Genomic DNA, 16994 nt, shown 5'->3' with positions numbered 1-16994 from the left:
GGCCCGAGCATGAGGCCTGCACCCAGGTGCAGGCGGCCGGGTCAGGGCACGAGCGGCTCAACTCACCTCGCAACCTTGGGAATCGGTGCTGACGCCGTCGATCCGGCCGCCCCAGGTCCAGTTCGGGTCGCGATCACCCGCCCAGATCTTGCGGTAGTAGCACCTCCCTCCAGGCGCATGGTCGATGGCGTAGACGACGACGTCCGAGTTGGACTCGAACGAACGGGCCTTGTCGTGCACGTACTCCGGCAGGTCCGCGTAACCCCATGGCCGGTAGCACCAGGACGCGCCCCCGTAGCCGGGCTCGGTGTGGAAGCAGACCTCGCCGACGCCGGCGGCGTGAGTCGGAGCTGAAAGTGTCACAGGCACAACGGTGGTGAACACCGCGACGGCGAGAACTCTTGTGATGCTGTTCATGCACTGCAAACGATCTTGGCCGAGAGGAGTCACGCGAACCGCTATGACACGAGCCGGGAACCTGTGTGCCATGGCTGGGTTCAGGTAGATCTCCGGACCGGCCGGCAGGAAGCTCGACCGCCCATGGGGACGGCCGTCAAAGCCCCAGTACCTCACCGTACTTGATGGCTCCCTGGGGCAGCGCGAAGCCGAACGGGGTCAGCGACTTGCCCAGCGGGTACGTCTCCTCGGTGCTGCTCGGCACGAACCAGACGCCACCGGACCTGGGCTCACCGGCGTTCTCCCCAGGCGCGCTCACTGCGGTGTCCCACAGTCCGTCGCGGTTGTAGTCGCCGACGGCAACGCGGGCGCCGAAGCGGTCGCCGGCCTCGGCCGTGCCGGGCATGTTCGTGGTGCTCTGGCTGCGGGCCAGACCGCCGTAGAGGCCATGCTCCGTGCCGTTCATGGTGACGTACCCGCCCGCGTCCTTGACGGTGCCCACGTCCTCGCCGGGCACGCCGACCACCAGTTCCGGACGGCTGTCGCCGTTCAGGTCGCCCGCGGCCAGCGCGGCGCCGAAGTCGTCGCCCTCCTCGGCGGCGCCGCCGACCTCGGGGCTCGCCTGGGTGATGCACTCGCTCGCGGCGCCGAAGTCCGCGGTCTTCGATCCCTTGATCAGGAGCACCGCACCACCGATCCGGTCCGCACAATGTGTGCTCTGCGACTCCGGGTTGGGCTGTACGAGGCCGACCGCGAGGTCGTCCGTGCCGTCCCGGTCGAAGTCGTCGGCGGCGAGCGAGCTGCCCCGGTCGGCGTCGGTGTACCACTGAGCCGGCTTGGCCTGGCCGTCCCAGCGCGTGATGAAAATGCCGGAGTCCTCCGCACCCTGCCATGTGGCGGCTAGGTCGTCCCGGCCGTCGCCGTCGAAGTCGCCGGTCGCCAGGTCACGGGTGGCGCCGCCCATGCTGTAGCGGCGCAGGGTGGTGGTGGTCACGGGGGCTGCGGTCAGCGGGCCCGGACGGAACCGGAGCGAACCGCTCTCCTCACTGTTCTCGCCGTACACGAGGTCCGTGTCACCATCGCCGTCGTAGTCACCCGTCGCGATGGTGCGGCCGATGCTGCTGAACTCGTCCGAGCCCCTGGCCACGACGGTGCCCTTGACGTCCCACCCCGAGCCGTCCAGGACGGTGATGGTGCCCTCGTCCTTGAGCTGATCAGAGGTCAGAGACTCGCCGCTCGCGCCGACGACGAGCTCGAAGACACCGTCGCCGTTCACGTCGACGGGTGCCACGGAGGACCCGAAGCGGTCGCCCGCTTCGGGCGCGCCGGGTATGCCCGCCTCAGCCTGGCTGATGACGCCGGTGGACTGGCTCGGGCTCTGCGGGCCGCCAAAGATCACGCTGACGTAGCCGGCCTTGGCCTTGCCGTCCACCGTGGCATTGGGCATGCCGACCGCGATGTCCGCGTATCCGTCGCCGTTGAAGTCGAATCGCGCAGTCGTTGCAGCCGCAGCGCTCCCGGCGAGTGGCAGGGTCAGACCGGCGGTGGTGAGGGCCGCGGCGACGGCGGTGGCGGCCAGGGTGCGTGCACGCACGAAGAAACTCCCGTAGTCGAAGGGCGCAACGAGAACGACGGTTCTCGGAAATGTGACTCACGAGGTGCACGAAGGGTTGCGTGAGCGCCAGACACCCATGGGCGGCAGCCGGCGCTGTTCACGAGCGGCGAGTACGTGGCCGGGGTCGATGCTGGGTACGGCCGCGGGACGGCTGGTGCTGCGGGCCCTCACTGCGGTGCTTGCCCAGCACCGGGCGTTCCGGTGTGCCAGCCGAGGCCCGTGTCCGTCGGGACAGCGGCTGACGACCGGCCCGGCAGAGGAACATCCGTCACCACCGTGGCGCCGGCGGTCGTCGGCGCCCGCGTCAGCCGAGTTCCCGCAGCGCCTCGGCGGTGTTGGCCCGGTACGTCCTCAGCGCCTGCAGCCCGGCAGCGTAACGGTCGCGGTGCTGTGTGATGTCCACGGCCTGCTTCTGTGCCCGCACGGAGTGCCAGAGCTCCGCTGTGTGGTTGCGGCGCTTGCAGGTGACGTCCGCGACGGCGGTGGCCCGCTCCCGCTCAGTGTGCCGGGTGTTGCCGTCGCTGCCCCGCTGCCAGGCTGCGTCCGTGTACGCCGCGCCGGGGTCGTGATAGCGGGTGAATCCTTGTTCTGCCACGCAGCGGGACCACTCATCCCAGGCCGCGCGGAGGCGGGGGTCGCGCTTGACCGCCTTGTCGACCTTGATCGCCCGTGTGCTTGCGTAGAGCCAGTCCCGTCCGACGTTGATGCCGCGCATCAGGTGCCGGTTCGTCTCGTCGTTGCAGGCGGGCAGGTCCATGAACTCAGCGTCGGTCATCCGGCGGCCCTTCGGCCGGGTGACCAGGGGCTTTGCCGGGTCCCAGCCGTAACCCCAACGGCGGGCGGCGGCGAGATCCAGGGCGCCGTAGTCGGTGCTGACCGCGGTGGCGACGACGGGGTCGCTGGGGTAGCGAGGGTCGAGCGGGAAGTCCGGGTGGCCACGTTCCGCCATGCACCGCCGGGTCAGCAACGCCGACGCCCGCTGCGATCGCTGGTAGTCCTGCGGCGTGAGGTCGTATTGGTCGGCCGGTAGAGGGCCCAGGTCCGACGCAGAGTTGACGACCTCCCGGCGTTCCGGACCGGAGGCGCCGGTCGCCGCCAGCACTGCCACCGCCACCACGGCACCCCGCCGCCAACCCTGTCTCGTCATGCGACGGAATGCTAGCGGGCGGCGTGCAGCGGTCAGCTGGAACCCTGTGGCTCATCCACCATGCCGAGAGCCCAAGGGGGAACTCGGGATTCCTCGTGCCGCCTCAGGCCAACTCCTCGCGCGGGACCAAACGTTCGGCGGTCAGCCGTCGGCCCGCGGCGGCGCTGTGACTGCTGTGGCAGACGACTGACGGAAGACTCCGGCCCGGGCCGACACACCCCCGGCGATCACACCGCGGCCCTGGGCCCGCAGTGCAGTACGGATACCGCGTCCGGAAGTGTTCGGCCAGCTGCCCCAGCGGCACGGCCGCCGGCACGTCTCGAAGCCGCGCAGCAGTTGCTCGTCCACCGTCATGCCGCTCCATCCCTGTCTCCAACCGCCGTGGACAAGGCCCCAAAACACGGGGTCGACGCGGAATGCGGGCGTCCTGGCGCTGTCCCTTCTGCTGTTGACGGTCCCGGCCCGCCTCCACAACACGGCGCTTCGGCCCGCGCGTCGATGGGCCCTGCCACGCGGCCAGGCGTTCACCAGGTGTGGCAGCCCGAAACCGGTGTCTCCGCCCGCCTCGGGCCCCGGTAACGCGTCGGGCGGCCGCGGGGTGGGGGGCGACGTCGATGAGATGGTTGCCGAGGCCGGCGGGATCGAGGGATATGCTCACCGCGTTCGGCGTCAGCAGGGCGGGCCTGCCCGCACGTTGAGGGACCACCCACACATGGGCGCACCCGCCGCGCCCGGCCACATTCCTCGAGAAGTGACCTGTTCGCCGCGCCGACGCAGCGAGTCGGGCAAGCCCTGAGGGGGGAGCTGAGCGAGACGGCGTTGTCGGTGGTGGCTGGAACGCTGGTCGTATGAACGGCGATGAGCAGTTGCTGCGGGGCCGGGTCTACGGCTGCGACCACGACGACCCCGATCCCGGCCCACGGCCCGCACGGACGTACGCCATGCTCGTGGGCGGGCCCTTGGACGGTCTGCTGCTGGACATCACCGGGTGGACGCCGGACGAAGTCGGTGGTGGCGTCGCCCTGCCCACTGAGCTGTCGCGGTGGCCCGGCGGCCGTGCCCTGTACGACCCCAGCGGACGCGAACCGCGCACACTCGGCGAGGAGGCCTGCCGTTTCTACTATTCCGGCGACGCACCTTGACCACCAGCCCGCCCGCCGCAGGTCATCAGCCGGTGCTGCGGTTCCTGAGCGTCGAGGCTGGGGGAGCCATGTTGCGCGCGCGGCGCCCGCGTACAGGCCCCGTACCGCACGGAAGTATCTGACCTTTTGCGGGCTTGTCAGTGTGAGCGAGGCACCGGCCCCGCAGTCCCAGCGGTGGACCCCTGCTCCTCCTGTCTGCGGGATTGCTGTCCACCTATCTCGCACGACACCGCAACGGCCGGACAGAACCCCGGCCGCGGCGCCCCCGGCAAGGCGCCAGCCGTCCCATGCGCACCCGCGCGCTCCGCCAGGAGTCGGACGACGTGAAGGCGCTCCGTGCCGGGCGAGCAAGAGGTGGCTTCGAGCGCACGTGACTTCTGGCGCCGCCGCCGAGGGACAGTGGAGATGAGCTCCATCGCGATGGTGGCTCGGGCAGTGACGCTTTGTTTCTTCGGGTTGTTCCGATGACTCGCATCCGAGCCCGGGAAGAAGCGATGAGCTGATCGGAGCGCGAAGGAACACCGACTCCGCACCAGGGGCTCCTTAGCGGGGACGGGCGCTGATCGACGACGGCTCCACCTGCCCGAGCCTGGACGAGGTATCGCCGGATTGCTCGCAGAGCATCGGTATCTCCGACTTCGTCGACTCGAATGCCATCGAGCCGGGGTACTTCGACCGCACCCACTGCATGCTGTCGTTGTCACCGGGAAACAACCGGGACGTTGTTGTTGGCTATCGGCTCGCCCGTGGCCTTCGTCACCGTGTGCGCCTCGCCAAGGGTGCAAACGCCGTCCGCGCACTGGCGCCGCAGACGGCCGAGGGAGATGGTCTGTGCCAGGCCGACCATCCAGCAGGTAGGGCAGCCGCGGAAGGCAATCAGGGCCAACGGGACCGCCAGCAGGGTGGCCGGGCCGGCGACGGGCACCAGGGCGATCGAGCCGATGATCAGCCCGAAGCCGATGGCGCCGCGTGTCAGATGGCGCGGGACGGACTTGCTGGCGAAGTTCATCTCGGGGGTGACGGCCTGGGCCTTCGCGCCCCGCGCGGGCTTCACTGTGTTCACAACGTCCACGGTCCTGAGACTCCTCCGACTGGTTGGTCGACAGCTTGATCGCGCGCCTGATCGGCGGCTTGACCGAGTGGTTGGTCTGTCACTGCCAGAGAGTGACGCAGTGCTGCACGTGCCCTGTGCAGCCGCGACTTCATCGCGGCGTTGGTCAAACCGAGCGAATGGGCAACGGTCTTGCCGGGCAGGCCCTGTACGTCCCGCATGATCAGGACCTGCCGCTGGTCACGGGGAAGGGCGCTGACCGCAGCCGCGATCCGCTCAGCCTCCAGCCTGTGCAGCACCGCGTCCTCGGCGGACGGTTCCGCAGACGCCTCCGATTCGGAGGTCGCCTCGTCGCTCCGTGAGACGAGTAGCCGTACCTGCCGGAGGCATTCGTTGCGCACGATCCGGAACATCCATGAGGCAAGCGCGCCAGTGGCCCGCAAGCTGCCGATCTTCCGGTAGAGGATGATCAGCGCCTCCTGCGCCGCGTCCTCCGCGTCCTGCGGTGAGGCGCAGAGCGATAGGGCGAACTTGCGCACATGAGGCTGTGATTCCATGACGACGGTGGTGAGCGACGCGACGTCGCCGTTCTGGGCGGCCTTGATCAGCCGCTCGTCCGGCCAAGTGAAGCGTTGGTTCATCTGAGACTCCTACCCGGAAGGCGCCCTACGGGCAGGTGCTGGTCAGCTTCGGCTCTTGTAGCGCCGCATCAGGTGCCAGCTGCACGCACCCACGAGCAGCGCTCCGATCACTACGAGGCCAGTGACCATCATCGGTGGTTCCTCCCCAGTCCTGCCGGCCCGTGCGGCCGGTGCACAGACAAGAGACGGGGAGATCCGAAAAGGATTCGCCTCCGGCCAAAGTCTCTTATGACACCAGGCCGAGCCGCTCGACGGCTTCAGGCCGCCCCAGCAGAGGGAACGGCAGGAAGGCGTCAGGGACCATACCGGCGAGGTGAAAAGCCTGCTCCGGCAATGGGGTGTTACCCGAGCCGATGACGGACACGTTCAGCGAGACCGGACCTCGCCAGCACAGCAATTCACCTATGTCACCCGCCATTGTCCTTCACCCTCCCCTCTGACCGCGTCCGCGGCGTGGACTGTCGTCACACCACGCCAGCGCGGCGTTGCACGGGCTGGACGCCATCACGACCAGCGTGATCACTGCCGACGTTGCGGAGGCCAGCGCGTACGGGTGAGACCGGCTCCGGAACGGTGTTGCTTCCGGTCAACCTCGTGCAGGAGGGAATAGTGCGTTCCACCTGCGAAAGCAGTGTCGTGCATACTTTCGCCCGAGAGGTACGGCGTTCAGGCTGACCCGCACTGACCAGGGGAATCCAGACATGGGCACCTGTACACCGGCCACCGGGGGATTCGGCGCGCTGCTGCGCGGCCTGCGGGCGGGAGCCGGGCTGAGTCAGGAGGAGCTGGCGCATGCTTCAGGGGTGAGTGTGCGGGCTCTGTCGGACATGGAGCGCGGACAGTCCCGTGGGCCGCAGCGCCGCACCGTGCAGGCGTTGGCCGCGGCCCTGGGGCTGGACGCGGCCGGTGCCCGGCAGCTGGAGTACACCGCGAGCCTGGGCCGTCCCCGCCGGGCCCCTGCGAACGATGCCCCGCCACCCGCCGCCGTAGAGGATGCTGTTGCGCAGACCGGTGCGCCCGATCTGCTGCCGCGCGCACCACGTGGCTTTCACGGGCGAGCGGCGGAGCTCGCCGCTCTGTCACGGGCCGCGGCAGGCGAGGCGCCCGTCTGTCTGGTCGTCGGCCCGGCCGGGGTCGGGAAGACGGCCATCGTGCTGCACTGGGCTCACCAGGGCTCTGCCGACTTTCCCGACGGGCGGCTCTACGCCGACCTGCGGGGCTTCGGCGACACGGGCGAGCCTGCCCTCATGGAGGTGCTGCGCGAGTTCCTGCCGGCGCTCGGCGTGCCGCACGGCCGGGTGCCGGAGTCGGCGAACGGCGCGGCCGCGCTGTTCCGGTCGCTCGCTGCCGACCGCCGGCTCCTCGTGGTGCTCGACAACGCGCGAGACTCCGAGCAGGTCAGGCCGCTCCTTCCAGGCGGTCGCCGCTGCGTCACCGTCGTCACCAGCAGACACCGGCTGCCGGGTCTGATCGTCACCGACAATGCCAAGCCCGTTGCCGTGGACGTCCTCGGGCCGGAGGACGGCATCATGCTCCTCGCCGAAGTACTCGGCACGGAACGGGTGCGTGCGGAGCCGGTGGCTGCGCGACGGCTGGCCGAGCTGTGCGGCGGGCTTCCCCTCGCGCTGCGGGTGGCCGCTGCCAGGCTGGCGCAACGGGCCGGATGGTCACTGGGCGCGATGGCCGACGAGCTGTCCGACGAGGCGCGCCGGCTGAGTCTGCTGGATGTGGAGGACACCGGCGTGCGGGCGGCGCTGCGCGTGACGCTGCAACAGCTGCCGCGGCAAGTGTTCCGTCAGTTCGCGTATCTCGGCTGCCACCCGGGGACGCACGTCGACCGGTATGCGGCGGCGGCCCTGGCGGATACGGACCCGCCGACCGCCGAGACCTCCCTGGAGCGGCTGGCCGTCGCGCACCTCGTCACGGAGACGTCGTCCGGCCGCTGGACGATGCACGATCTCGTGCGGCTCTACTCCCGCAGCCTGGACGCAGGGCCCGAGGGACTCAAGCGCGTGCTCGACCACTACATCGCGACGGGCCTCGCCGCCGTGGCGGCGGCCGAGCCGGGCAACGAGGACTGCTTCCCGCTGCCCGCGGACTACCTCCCGCCCGCTGCCGTGCGGGAGTTCGATGATCGGTCCGCCGCCGTGGCCTGGTACGCGGCCGAGAGAGACGACCTGACGCTGGCGGTCGCCGCGGCGCACGCCGCCGGACTGCACGACAGAACGTGGCGGATCGTCCTTACGCTGTGGCCGCTGATCGTGTGGCGGGTGCGGGACGACTGGGTCCCGCTCCTGGAGACCGCGCTGGAGGCGGCACGTGGCGATGCCGATCAGCACGGCGAGTCACGGGTGCTGAACGTGCTCGGCTGGGTGCTGATCGAGGAGGGGCGCATCGAGGAGGCGCTGACTCACCTGGGAGCCGCCTCCGCGCTCGCATCCCGGGCAGGTGACGCGGTGGCCGAGGCGAACGCCCTGATCGTTCTGGGCGTCGCGCAAGCGGCGCTCGGCGGCCTCGACGAGGCTGCGGAGGGATGCGAGCGTGCTGTGGAGTTGGCACGCAAAGCCGACGACCGAACCATCGAGAGACTGGCCCTGCAGCACCTCGCCCGCCACTGGGCCGACGCCGGGAAGTGGCGCCATGCCCTCGACACGGCGACCGAGGCTCTGGCCTTCGACGATCGATCGGGCACGGCCGACGTGCCTCGGGTACTGCTGCTCATGGTCAAGGGGGAGGCGCTGCTGGGGCTCGGGTACGAGTCCGAGGGCATCGACCAACTCGAGTTGGCGGCCCTGGAGGCGGAGACCTCCGGCTACGACGACGGCGCGGTACGGGCGCTCGGCGTGCTGCTGCGGGTGTCGGCGGATGCGGGACTCCCAGCACGATACGACGCGGCAGTGGGGCGCTTGACGACCCGCACCTGAAGCCGTGCAGCCGACTCCGCACGCTGCGCTCGGGCCCCAGCGGAACAGCGGCTTAAGCCCGGTCCGCACGCAAAGGGGACGTTTCCAGGCCGGAGGCGCATCGCCAGACCTAGCGGCTGAGTGGGAGTCCGCGTTGTTGATCGGGAACGCGGCGACGATGGCACGAGACGGTGTAGAGGACCGAACTGCTCGTTCGAGGAGGGCAAATATTCGGGAGTGGCCAGGGCAGGCGGCCAGTGCCGTGATCAGGTCAAGGAGGCCGGGTGGTCGAGGGCGGCGTCACCGTGGTCCTGTGGCACACGCGCTACCTGGAGGGCGCCGTCGACAGCGTCCGAGCCGGATGCCGCGACATCGGGGAGGAAGACGTCACACCGCCCGGTCCCAGCGGCTCGGACGCGGCTGTGGATGCATGACCCGCGACAGACGGTACGCCGTCCCATTAGGCTTACCGCAGCTTTGCGGGCATACCGAAGGGAAGCGGCGGGTCGCCAACTCATGGCAAATACACGGGAGTTCATGGCAAGCGACGGCTCGGTTCTGCGCGTAGAGGTCGACGAGGCCGACGGTCTCCCGCCGCACGGTGACGCGTACGAGCCGGTGAGCAGACGGCGCGGCAACGCCCCGGCGGCCGCGGCGGACACCTTGCGTCAGGCCGTCGACCGGGTCCGTCCGGCGGTCCAGGACGTCCTGGCCTCGCTCCGGGCCATGCCTGAGACTCCCGACCGTGTCTGCCTCGAGTTCGGGGTGAAGCTCAGCGCGGACGCCGGCATCGTACTGGCCCGCGCCGCCACCGAGGCACACTTCAAAGTGGCTCTGGAGTGGGAGAGCCAGTCCGGCGGCACCGGCCGGGCCGACGCGGACGACGACCCCGCACCGGACAGCGACCGGGCGCCGGACGCCCAGCCGGCACCGGACAGCGAGCCAACCCCGGCCGCGGATTCCGCCGTTGGCGCCGACTGAGCGCCGGCCGCCAGCGGCCCCGTCGGAGGGCACGGAGTTCGAGCAGGGACTCGCCCGGCTCTTCGACGAGCGGGGTCACCTGCTGGGCGCCGGCTTCCTACTGACCCGCGACCTCGTGTGCACGTGCGCGCATGTCGTGGCCGAAGATGACGGCCCCGACGCCGGCCGGCCCACCGAACCCCTCCAGGTGGACTTCCCGCTGGTGCCCGGAGCACCCCTGGAGAGGGTGAAGACCCTCGTCGTCGCCTGGTGCCCCGCCGAGGACATCGCGTTCCTCCGGCTCGGGCACCCGGTCACCGGGACCGCGCCGCTGCCCCTGGCCGACCCCGGAGCCCCGCTCTACGGCCGCGAGGCACGCCTTTACGGCTTCCCCGAGATCACCGACACGGGCGTGAACGCGCACGGCATCCTGCGCGGCGGACAGGGGGCGGGACTCCTGCAACTGGACGCGGGACACGGCAGTGTTGCGATCGGACCCGGATTCAGCGGCAGCCCGGTCTGGGACGCCGGAGCCCGCCGCGTGGTCGGCATGCTCGCCACCCGGGGCCGCGACAGCCTCGGCGGCACCGCCTACCTGATACCCGCCTCACGTCTGGCCGCGCGGGCGCCGGACACCGCCGAGGACCCCGGCCCGTTCAAGGGCCTGTTGCGCTTCGAGGAGGGCGACGCACACCTGTTCCTGGGGCGGGCCGCAGAGACGGACGCGCTCAGCAGGGCCGTGCGCGACCAGCCGCTGACCCTGCTGACCGGGCAGTCGGGCACAGGCAAGTCCTCCTTGCTGCACGCCGGACTGCTGCCACGACTGCGTGCGGCGCGGGCCGTCGTCGTGGTCCGCACGCCGCACGAGGCGGACGAGCCGGCCACGGCGCTCGGCGAGGCGCTGCTCGCGCTGTGGAGGGCTGCCGTTCCCGGCAACGACACCGGGTCCCGTCTAACGGCCGTACGGGAGGGACTGACCGGGGACGAGGTCGCGCTCGCCCATCTGCGGGAGGAGTTGCGGGCCGGCTTCGACGACCGGTTGGGCGTGCTGGTTCTCGACCAGTTCGAGGAGTACGCCGCCGCTGCGCCGTCCGCCGCCCGTCAGGTGGTGACCTGGTGGCAGCAGCTGACCGCCGGTTCCACGCCGGGCCGAGGGCTTCGGGCGGTCCTGTCCGCCCGGCACGCCACGCTGGACGTGCTGTCCGCCGCGCTGCCGGCCCGGCACCGTACTCGGGTGGTGGTGCCCCTTGACCCGCTGACCGACGAGGCCTTGAGCGAGGTGATCTCCGCGCGGCTGGCCCCGATCCCTGGAGCCGGTCTCCAGGACGGTCTCGAGGACCTGCTCCTGCGCGACGCCCGCGACGCCCAGTCCGTCCGCGGGGAGAGCAACACCCTGCCGCTACTGGAGTTCACGCTGGCCGAGTTGTGGCGGCGACGCTCGGGGGGTCTCCTGACCCTGGTCGCGTACCAGGAACTGGGCGGTCTCTCCGGCGCGTTGGCCCAGCATGCGCAGCGCACCCTCGACACGGCCGTCGCGGAGGGGGTCACCGACGAGCAGACGGCACGCCGTCTGTTCCAACGCCTCGCCCGCCCCGACGGACTCGGCCGGTTTCTGCCGGACAGCGTGCCGGTGGGCGAACTCGACCCGGACCAGCGGCGTCTGGCCCGCCGTATGGCACAGCAGAAGCTGCTCGCCTGGACGCCGCCACAGCCGGGTGAATCGCTGGGCGAGTCTTTGCGCATGGCCCACGAGGCGCTGCTGCGCGAGTGGGAGTGGTTGCGCACCTGTCTGCGCGAGGGCGCCGAGTTCCGCGCCTGGCAGTCCGAGGTCGCCGCACTGTCGGCCACCTGGGAGGCGGAGGGCCGCCGCCCGTTCACCTCCGTCCCTTCGAGGCTGCTCGCTGCCGCGGCCAAGTGGGAGGCGGAACGCGACCGCGACATCACTCCCTCGCAGCGCGCCTACCTGCGCGCCGGACGGCGCCACGTGAGGCGAGGTACCTATGGGCTGCGCGGGTTCGCCGCCGTCGTCACCGTCCTCACACTGATGGCCGCCTGGCTGGCGTGGGACGCTAACCAGAAGCGCGACACGATCGAGGCACAACTGCGCACGGCAGCCTCGGAACAGCTCGCCGAGCTGGCGCGGGAGCGGTCGGCCACCGACTTCGGGCTCTCCGTTCAGATGGCGATGGGGGCGTGGGCGACGTCGGCCACGGACAAGGCGCACTCACAGCTGTTCCGTCAGTACCTGAGGATGCGGGACGTGGAACGCGTGCACGCCGGGTTGTGGACCGGGGACGTGCATCATGTGACCGCCGCCTCGCAGACCGATGTGGTCGTGGTGACGACCGAACCGGCCCAAGGCAGGAGGACGGTCTCCGTCGTCACGGGAGCGGCCTCGGACCACCCTGGGGTCCGTCGTCTCGAAGGAGTGCCCACACAGGATTCTTCGGACACGGTCAGCGACGACGGGCGCTGGTACGCCATGGCGTCGGCGGACGGTTCGGTGCGGCTCTGGGAGATCGGCAAGAGTCCCGAACCACGGGTGCTCACCGGAGCGCGACCGGATCCCGGCCGCGGCCTGAACCCCCCGCTGGACTTCTCCGACGACTCGTCGCGCCTGCTGCGTCTACACGTCCAGTTCAAAAAACGCCGCGCGGGCGGCTTCGCGCAGCACGCCGCGCTGGGCGTCTGGAACGTGGCCTCCGGGCATCTCGTGCCGGGAACGGAACGGGTGACCAAGAGCCGGATGATCGCCGGCCGTGAGCTGAACGGGGCCGCCTTCGCGGACGGGCGTGACCACGTGACGCTCCAGTGGGCCCGTGTCGTGTCCGACGAAGTCCTGTCCTCAGCCGGTGTCTTCTCGCTGCGGGACGGGAGGGAGCAACGGCGGCTCGCCACGGACATCGAAGCAGACGACGACTTCATGGCACGGGGCAAGGTGCTTTCCCTGCACACGACCGGGGACGGCCCGGACGCCCGGTACCTCAACGTGGACGGCAGCAGCGCCGGCCGGGTGACCCCGCAGTTCTTCGACGGCCTCGACGCCACGACCTATTACCGCACGCGCTTCCGCCCGGCCGAAGCAGCGGGTGACGGTCCGGAGTACGGCGTCCTCTCCGCCGTGGGCGTCGTCCGCAATGACACGTGGACGGCGGTGGTTCCCGCGGACGGAACATCGGACCAGGATGCGCGGGCGGTCATCTGGCCCGGCACGTCGTCCGGGCGCCCCCTGGCGGTGGCGGCGGTCGGTGACGCACTGGTACGGCTCCGCCTCAGCAGGGACATCGAGCCGCTGCCGTTCGAGGAGACCGCCGCCGAGCACACCGTGGCACTCGATCCGCACCACGGCCGCTTCGCGACGCTGTACGACGGCCGGCTCCATCTCAGCCGCGTGGGCAACCCGACCCGCAGCGTGGCCCTCCCGGGCACCACCGTGAACCGTGCGTGGACGCCGCACTGGGTGAGTTCGAAGGAGGGCGAGAGGGTGGCCGTGGCGGACGGCAACAGCCTCACACTGTTGTTGTTCGCGGCCGACGACCTCGGCAGCCGCACCGAGGTCGATCTCGCACGGCACCTTCGCGGAGCAGCCCGGAAATCCCGCATCAAGTCGGTCGCCCAGTTGGGCAACGGCGAACTGGCCGTGCTGCTGGCCTCCCACGACATCCTCCGCGTGGACCCCGCGTCGGGCGCGGTCGTCGCGGCTCCGCTGCACGTGGGACTGCCCGAGTCGGACGTCCCCGGTCAGCTCGTCCCCCGCCCCGGCCACCCGGACGAGGCCCTGATCCTCAGCGGTTCCGGTCGCCTGCTCTCACGGCTGACGATCTGGGACCTCGTGAAGGACGGACGCGTCATCGGCTGGACCTCGCCGACGGGCGTGGAAGAGGTCCTGGAGGACGGCGTCCCCACCGTCGCCTTCAGCCCGGACGGCAGCGTCGTGGCCCTCAGTCACCACGACCGGAAGCTGCGCTTCTACGACGCCGCGACCGGCCGCCGGGTCGGTGGCGTCATTGCCTTCCCCTCCGCGGCACATGTCCTCGCCTTCATCGGTGACCGCGTCTTCGCCTCACTGACGCTCGACGAGGGCATACGGCTTCATGACGTCTCGAGCGGCAAAGCGCTCGGACAGGGGCCGGTCACGGTGGGACCGTACAACTTCTCGGCGGTCGTCTCCGGCAGCCGCCTCAGACTCACCACCCGGGGGCAGTTGCAGACCCTGGACCTCGACCCCGACACCTGGTGGCGCCACCTCTGTCAGGTGGCCGACCGCCCGTACACGGCAGCCGAACGCCGGCTGCTGCCGGTCGGCGCGCGTACCGGCCGCCCATGCACGGCGTGACCGGCCCGCCGTCGACGATCTCGCGCCGTGCAGGCAGGGCCGGCCGGCGGTCGGACTGCTTGAGCAGCCGGAAGCCGGGCTGGCCTGCCCAGGGCCGCAGGAACAGCGCCGTGCCAAGCAGCGTCGGCCACTCAACGTCCGTGAGACCGAGCACCCCGGAAGGCCGGAGGCGACCGATGCCTGGCCTTCCAGTAGTTCGGCCGCTGCCACACGCCCGATGACGTCCATGACAGCGGCCGTCAGCAATGCCGTGGCAAGCGATTAGGGGCGACGTCGCCGGGTCATCGAGGGCACCATGCCGTGGCTGTCCGGTTACCGGTGGCTCAGCCCACGCTGCGCAGCCGAAGAGGAGGTAGTCGTCCTCCTCGATGCAGAGACACCGGCGGACGCTACCGGATCACTGCTACCAGCGGTTACGGAACAACGCTTGACAACTCAACTGGGCCATGACCGCACAAGTCCGGGCACGAATCGTCAGTGCTGCACGCACAAGCCGTCAACCTGTCGGTAAGATGCGGCGTTGGATCTCCTCATCGGCAACGCCAGTGCACGTACGCGACCGTCAGACCGTTGCCGGTCGCCTCAGCCCCTCAAGGCAGGTGCCCGGGTCGGGTTCGGAGCCCGAGTGCAAGGGCCGCTGGCATAGAAATAGACCTTGCAACACGCCTGAAACGAGACGTGCTTCAGCTACTTCCCCTGCGGAGATGGGCCACGACTGACATATGAGTGAGAGCCGGAGGATCAAGCAAAGTACGGCTGCGAACCGCCCGCGTCGTGGTCCGACCAGCAAGGACCACGGCTGGCCCCGCAGGACAGCATCGTTTTGGGCGTCAGCGCGCGACCAGATGGCCATCTTCGCTGCCACTTGGTCGACCACGCGACTCATCCGCAGGGACATCGGTCTCTCTGGGGTGCGCAGTCTGCAAGACGTCGTCGACATCGTTGCGGCGAAGCGCGGCAAGCCCATCACCCTGTCCGAGGCATCGCTGCCTCCGGAGGTATCTGGTTTCTGCGCCCGCGGCCGTGACCGGGACTACATCGTGGTGGACGCCAACGCAAGCGAGCTCACACGCCTTCATGCCAGTCTCCACGAGCTGTTCCATCTCTGGGAAGAACACCCCGGTGACGACAACGAGCAGGAACCGATCTCCCCAGATGTTGTGCAGCAGTTGCTTCCAGGGCTGAAACCCGAGTCTGTCGTGCAGGTTCTAGCCAGATCGCATTACCACCAGGACCACGAACGGCGTGCCGAGACTTTCGCTACGATCATGATCGAGAGGCACCTTGAATTGCGGCAACACCAGCGCCCCGCCGAGTATGTGACCTCCGCCTTGGCGCACCGGAGGACCGGTGTCTGAGGCTCTGTCCAATATCGTCTACTTAGTGATCGCGGCTATGGCTCTTGCCATGGCTGCGTGGAAGGCCTTGGCGCTCTTCCGTGATGCGACACCGACACTGGCCTTGACCGTGTCAATGCAGTTGTGTGGCTCAGTGGTGTATGCGATAGCCTCGCCCATTGGGTACAGAAGTTTAGGCGAGGTGACCGATCAGCCTAGTTTTGCGACGTTGCCTGTCTATATCGGTATCCTGGTGTGTTTCTCTATGGGGCACATTCTCACGCTGCTGTGGGATCCTGGTCTACGCGGAAAGCAGTTCGCACTTCGGCGCGCTGTGACAGTATGGTGTGCGGCCTACGCGACCGGTGCGATGCTGATGATCTTGTTTTTCTCGCTTGCTGACCTCTCCGGGCCCGCCGACCCGCTCCGTTTCAATACGGCTTTCGCTCGTGACCCTATGGTGCTGATGTTCCTGGTCGTCTTCCTGGCTACGCTGACAAGTGGGACGCTCAACACCTCACGGCAGTGCCGCCAGATGAGGTTGGAGGATCCGCAACTGCAGCGCAGTGTGCGCGCCTTCGGCATCGCCATGTGGTGGGTTTTCGGGTATGTGGTCTGCTCGGCTCCTGCAATCACCTTTGCTGCTTTAGGCAACCACAGCATCGACACTGTAGGCGTTTTCGGTTCGACCTGCGGCGTCATCGGCACCATCACCCTCTACTACGGTCTCGCCGGCGCGGCGGTCGGCGCATGGTGGGGTGAGCGGCGCGACTTCGAGGCCCTGCAGCCTCTCTGGGAGCTTGTTGTCGTCAGCGTTGACCAGAATCTGGCCTTCAGCGCCCAAGCGAGTCGCAACAGAGGCCTTGGCGTCAACGTCACCTTCCGTCTGCATCGGCGAGTGATCGAGATCCTGGACGGGATTCGGGCACTACGGCCCTGGCTGTCCCCAGCACCCTTGGAAGCGGTATACCGACTCCATGATCGACACGTGAGGTCGGGAGGCCCTTGGAGGTCCATGCCTGAGCCGTACCTGAAAGCTGCTGCCACCGCGGCAGCGCTGCGTGACGCTGTAGAAAAACTCCACGTCGCGAGGAGACAGCAACGGCAACCGCACCCTGTCCGGCCTCAGCTCCCTGACGGACCGGCGGTCCTGCTGCCGGGTGAGAACACCCCGGCGGCAGACGAGCGCAGCCGCTTGCTCATCCTCTCGAAGATGCTCTCCCACCCGCTCGTATGCGATGCACTTAGTCAGCCGGCAGGTGCGTCCATGCACAGTCAGGCTGTCTCTGTAGAGGGCACCTGAAGTGGGGAGAAAGAATGGGCCGAGATGCGCCTGCTTCTCATCGGCAGCGCCAAGCGTATCTCATCAATCAAATGCGCAGTAGGGCCAATGAGGCGCGCTGCATATGAGATTAGGGGGACTAGTGCGTCGAGCGATCGTGCTGGGTGGTAGCTTTGCCGGACTA

At 69.3% G+C, this 16994-nt stretch carries 11 protein-coding genes; 6 read left to right on the top strand and 5 right to left on the bottom strand.

Features of this window, described 5'->3' with window-relative positions:
* Positions 1-57: 57 nt before the first annotated feature.
* The 3 genes from IE177_RS20030 to IE177_RS20020 form a co-directional block, all read right to left on the bottom strand.
* Entirely contained in the window at positions 58-363 is a 306-nt protein-coding gene (locus IE177_RS20030; RefSeq protein WP_229816161.1) for a hypothetical protein, read from the bottom strand.
* Between the two features lie 190 nt (positions 364-553).
* A complete protein-coding gene (locus tag IE177_RS20025) occupies positions 554-1990 on the bottom strand; it encodes an FG-GAP and VCBS repeat-containing protein (RefSeq protein ID WP_190016698.1) in 1437 nt (478 codons plus the stop codon).
* A 325-nt stretch (positions 1991-2315) separates the two neighbouring features.
* Complete coding sequence (locus IE177_RS20020) at positions 2316-3158, bottom strand: hypothetical protein (RefSeq protein WP_229816160.1); 843 nt, start codon at positions 3156-3158, stop codon at positions 2316-2318.
* Between the two features lie 848 nt (positions 3159-4006).
* Between IE177_RS20020 and IE177_RS20015 the strand changes: the two genes are divergently transcribed.
* Positions 4007-4300: a hypothetical protein gene (locus tag IE177_RS20015; RefSeq protein WP_190016697.1), complete on the top strand. Its 294-nt coding sequence runs from the start codon at positions 4007-4009 to the stop codon at positions 4298-4300.
* Positions 4301-5000: 700 nt separating this feature from the next.
* Here IE177_RS20015 and IE177_RS20010 read toward each other — a convergent pair.
* A complete protein-coding gene (locus IE177_RS20010; protein ID WP_373305123.1) occupies positions 5001-5363 on the bottom strand; it encodes a hypothetical protein in 363 nt (120 codons plus the stop codon).
* A complete protein-coding gene (locus IE177_RS20005; protein WP_190016696.1) occupies positions 5360-5992 on the bottom strand; it encodes an RNA polymerase sigma factor in 633 nt (210 codons plus the stop codon). Before IE177_RS20005 ends, IE177_RS20010 begins: the two co-directional genes overlap by 4 nt.
* A 701-nt stretch (positions 5993-6693) precedes the next feature.
* Here IE177_RS20005 and IE177_RS20000 point away from each other — a divergent pair.
* From IE177_RS20000 to IE177_RS19980, 5 genes are all read left to right on the top strand, one after another.
* Positions 6694-8916 (top strand): helix-turn-helix domain-containing protein, encoded by a 2223-nt coding sequence (locus IE177_RS20000; RefSeq protein ID WP_190016695.1) that lies wholly within the window; start codon positions 6694-6696, stop codon positions 8914-8916.
* Between the two features lie 516 nt (positions 8917-9432).
* Complete coding sequence (locus IE177_RS19995) at positions 9433-9876, top strand: CU044_2847 family protein (protein ID WP_190016694.1); 444 nt, start codon at positions 9433-9435, stop codon at positions 9874-9876.
* On the top strand, positions 9863-14191 hold the full coding sequence (locus tag IE177_RS19990; protein WP_190016693.1) for an nSTAND1 domain-containing NTPase: 4329 nt from the start codon (positions 9863-9865) through the stop codon (positions 14189-14191). Before IE177_RS19995 ends, IE177_RS19990 begins: the two co-directional genes overlap by 14 nt.
* An 845-nt stretch (positions 14192-15036) precedes the next feature.
* Complete coding sequence (locus tag IE177_RS19985) at positions 15037-15549, top strand: hypothetical protein (protein ID WP_190016692.1); 513 nt, start codon at positions 15037-15039, stop codon at positions 15547-15549.
* Positions 15542-16831, top strand: a complete 1290-nt coding sequence (locus IE177_RS19980) for an MAB_1171c family putative transporter (RefSeq protein WP_190016691.1) — start codon at positions 15542-15544, stop codon at positions 16829-16831. The genes IE177_RS19985 and IE177_RS19980 overlap by 8 nt, the downstream gene beginning before the upstream one ends.
* Positions 16832-16994 lie beyond the last annotated feature (163 nt).

Source organism: Streptomyces lucensis JCM 4490 (genome assembly GCF_014650035.1).
Lineage (GTDB): Bacteria > Actinomycetota > Actinomycetes > Streptomycetales > Streptomycetaceae > Streptomyces > Streptomyces lucensis.
Note: the sequence above shows the minus strand (reverse complement) of the source record. Positions and strands in the feature narration are given on the sequence as shown.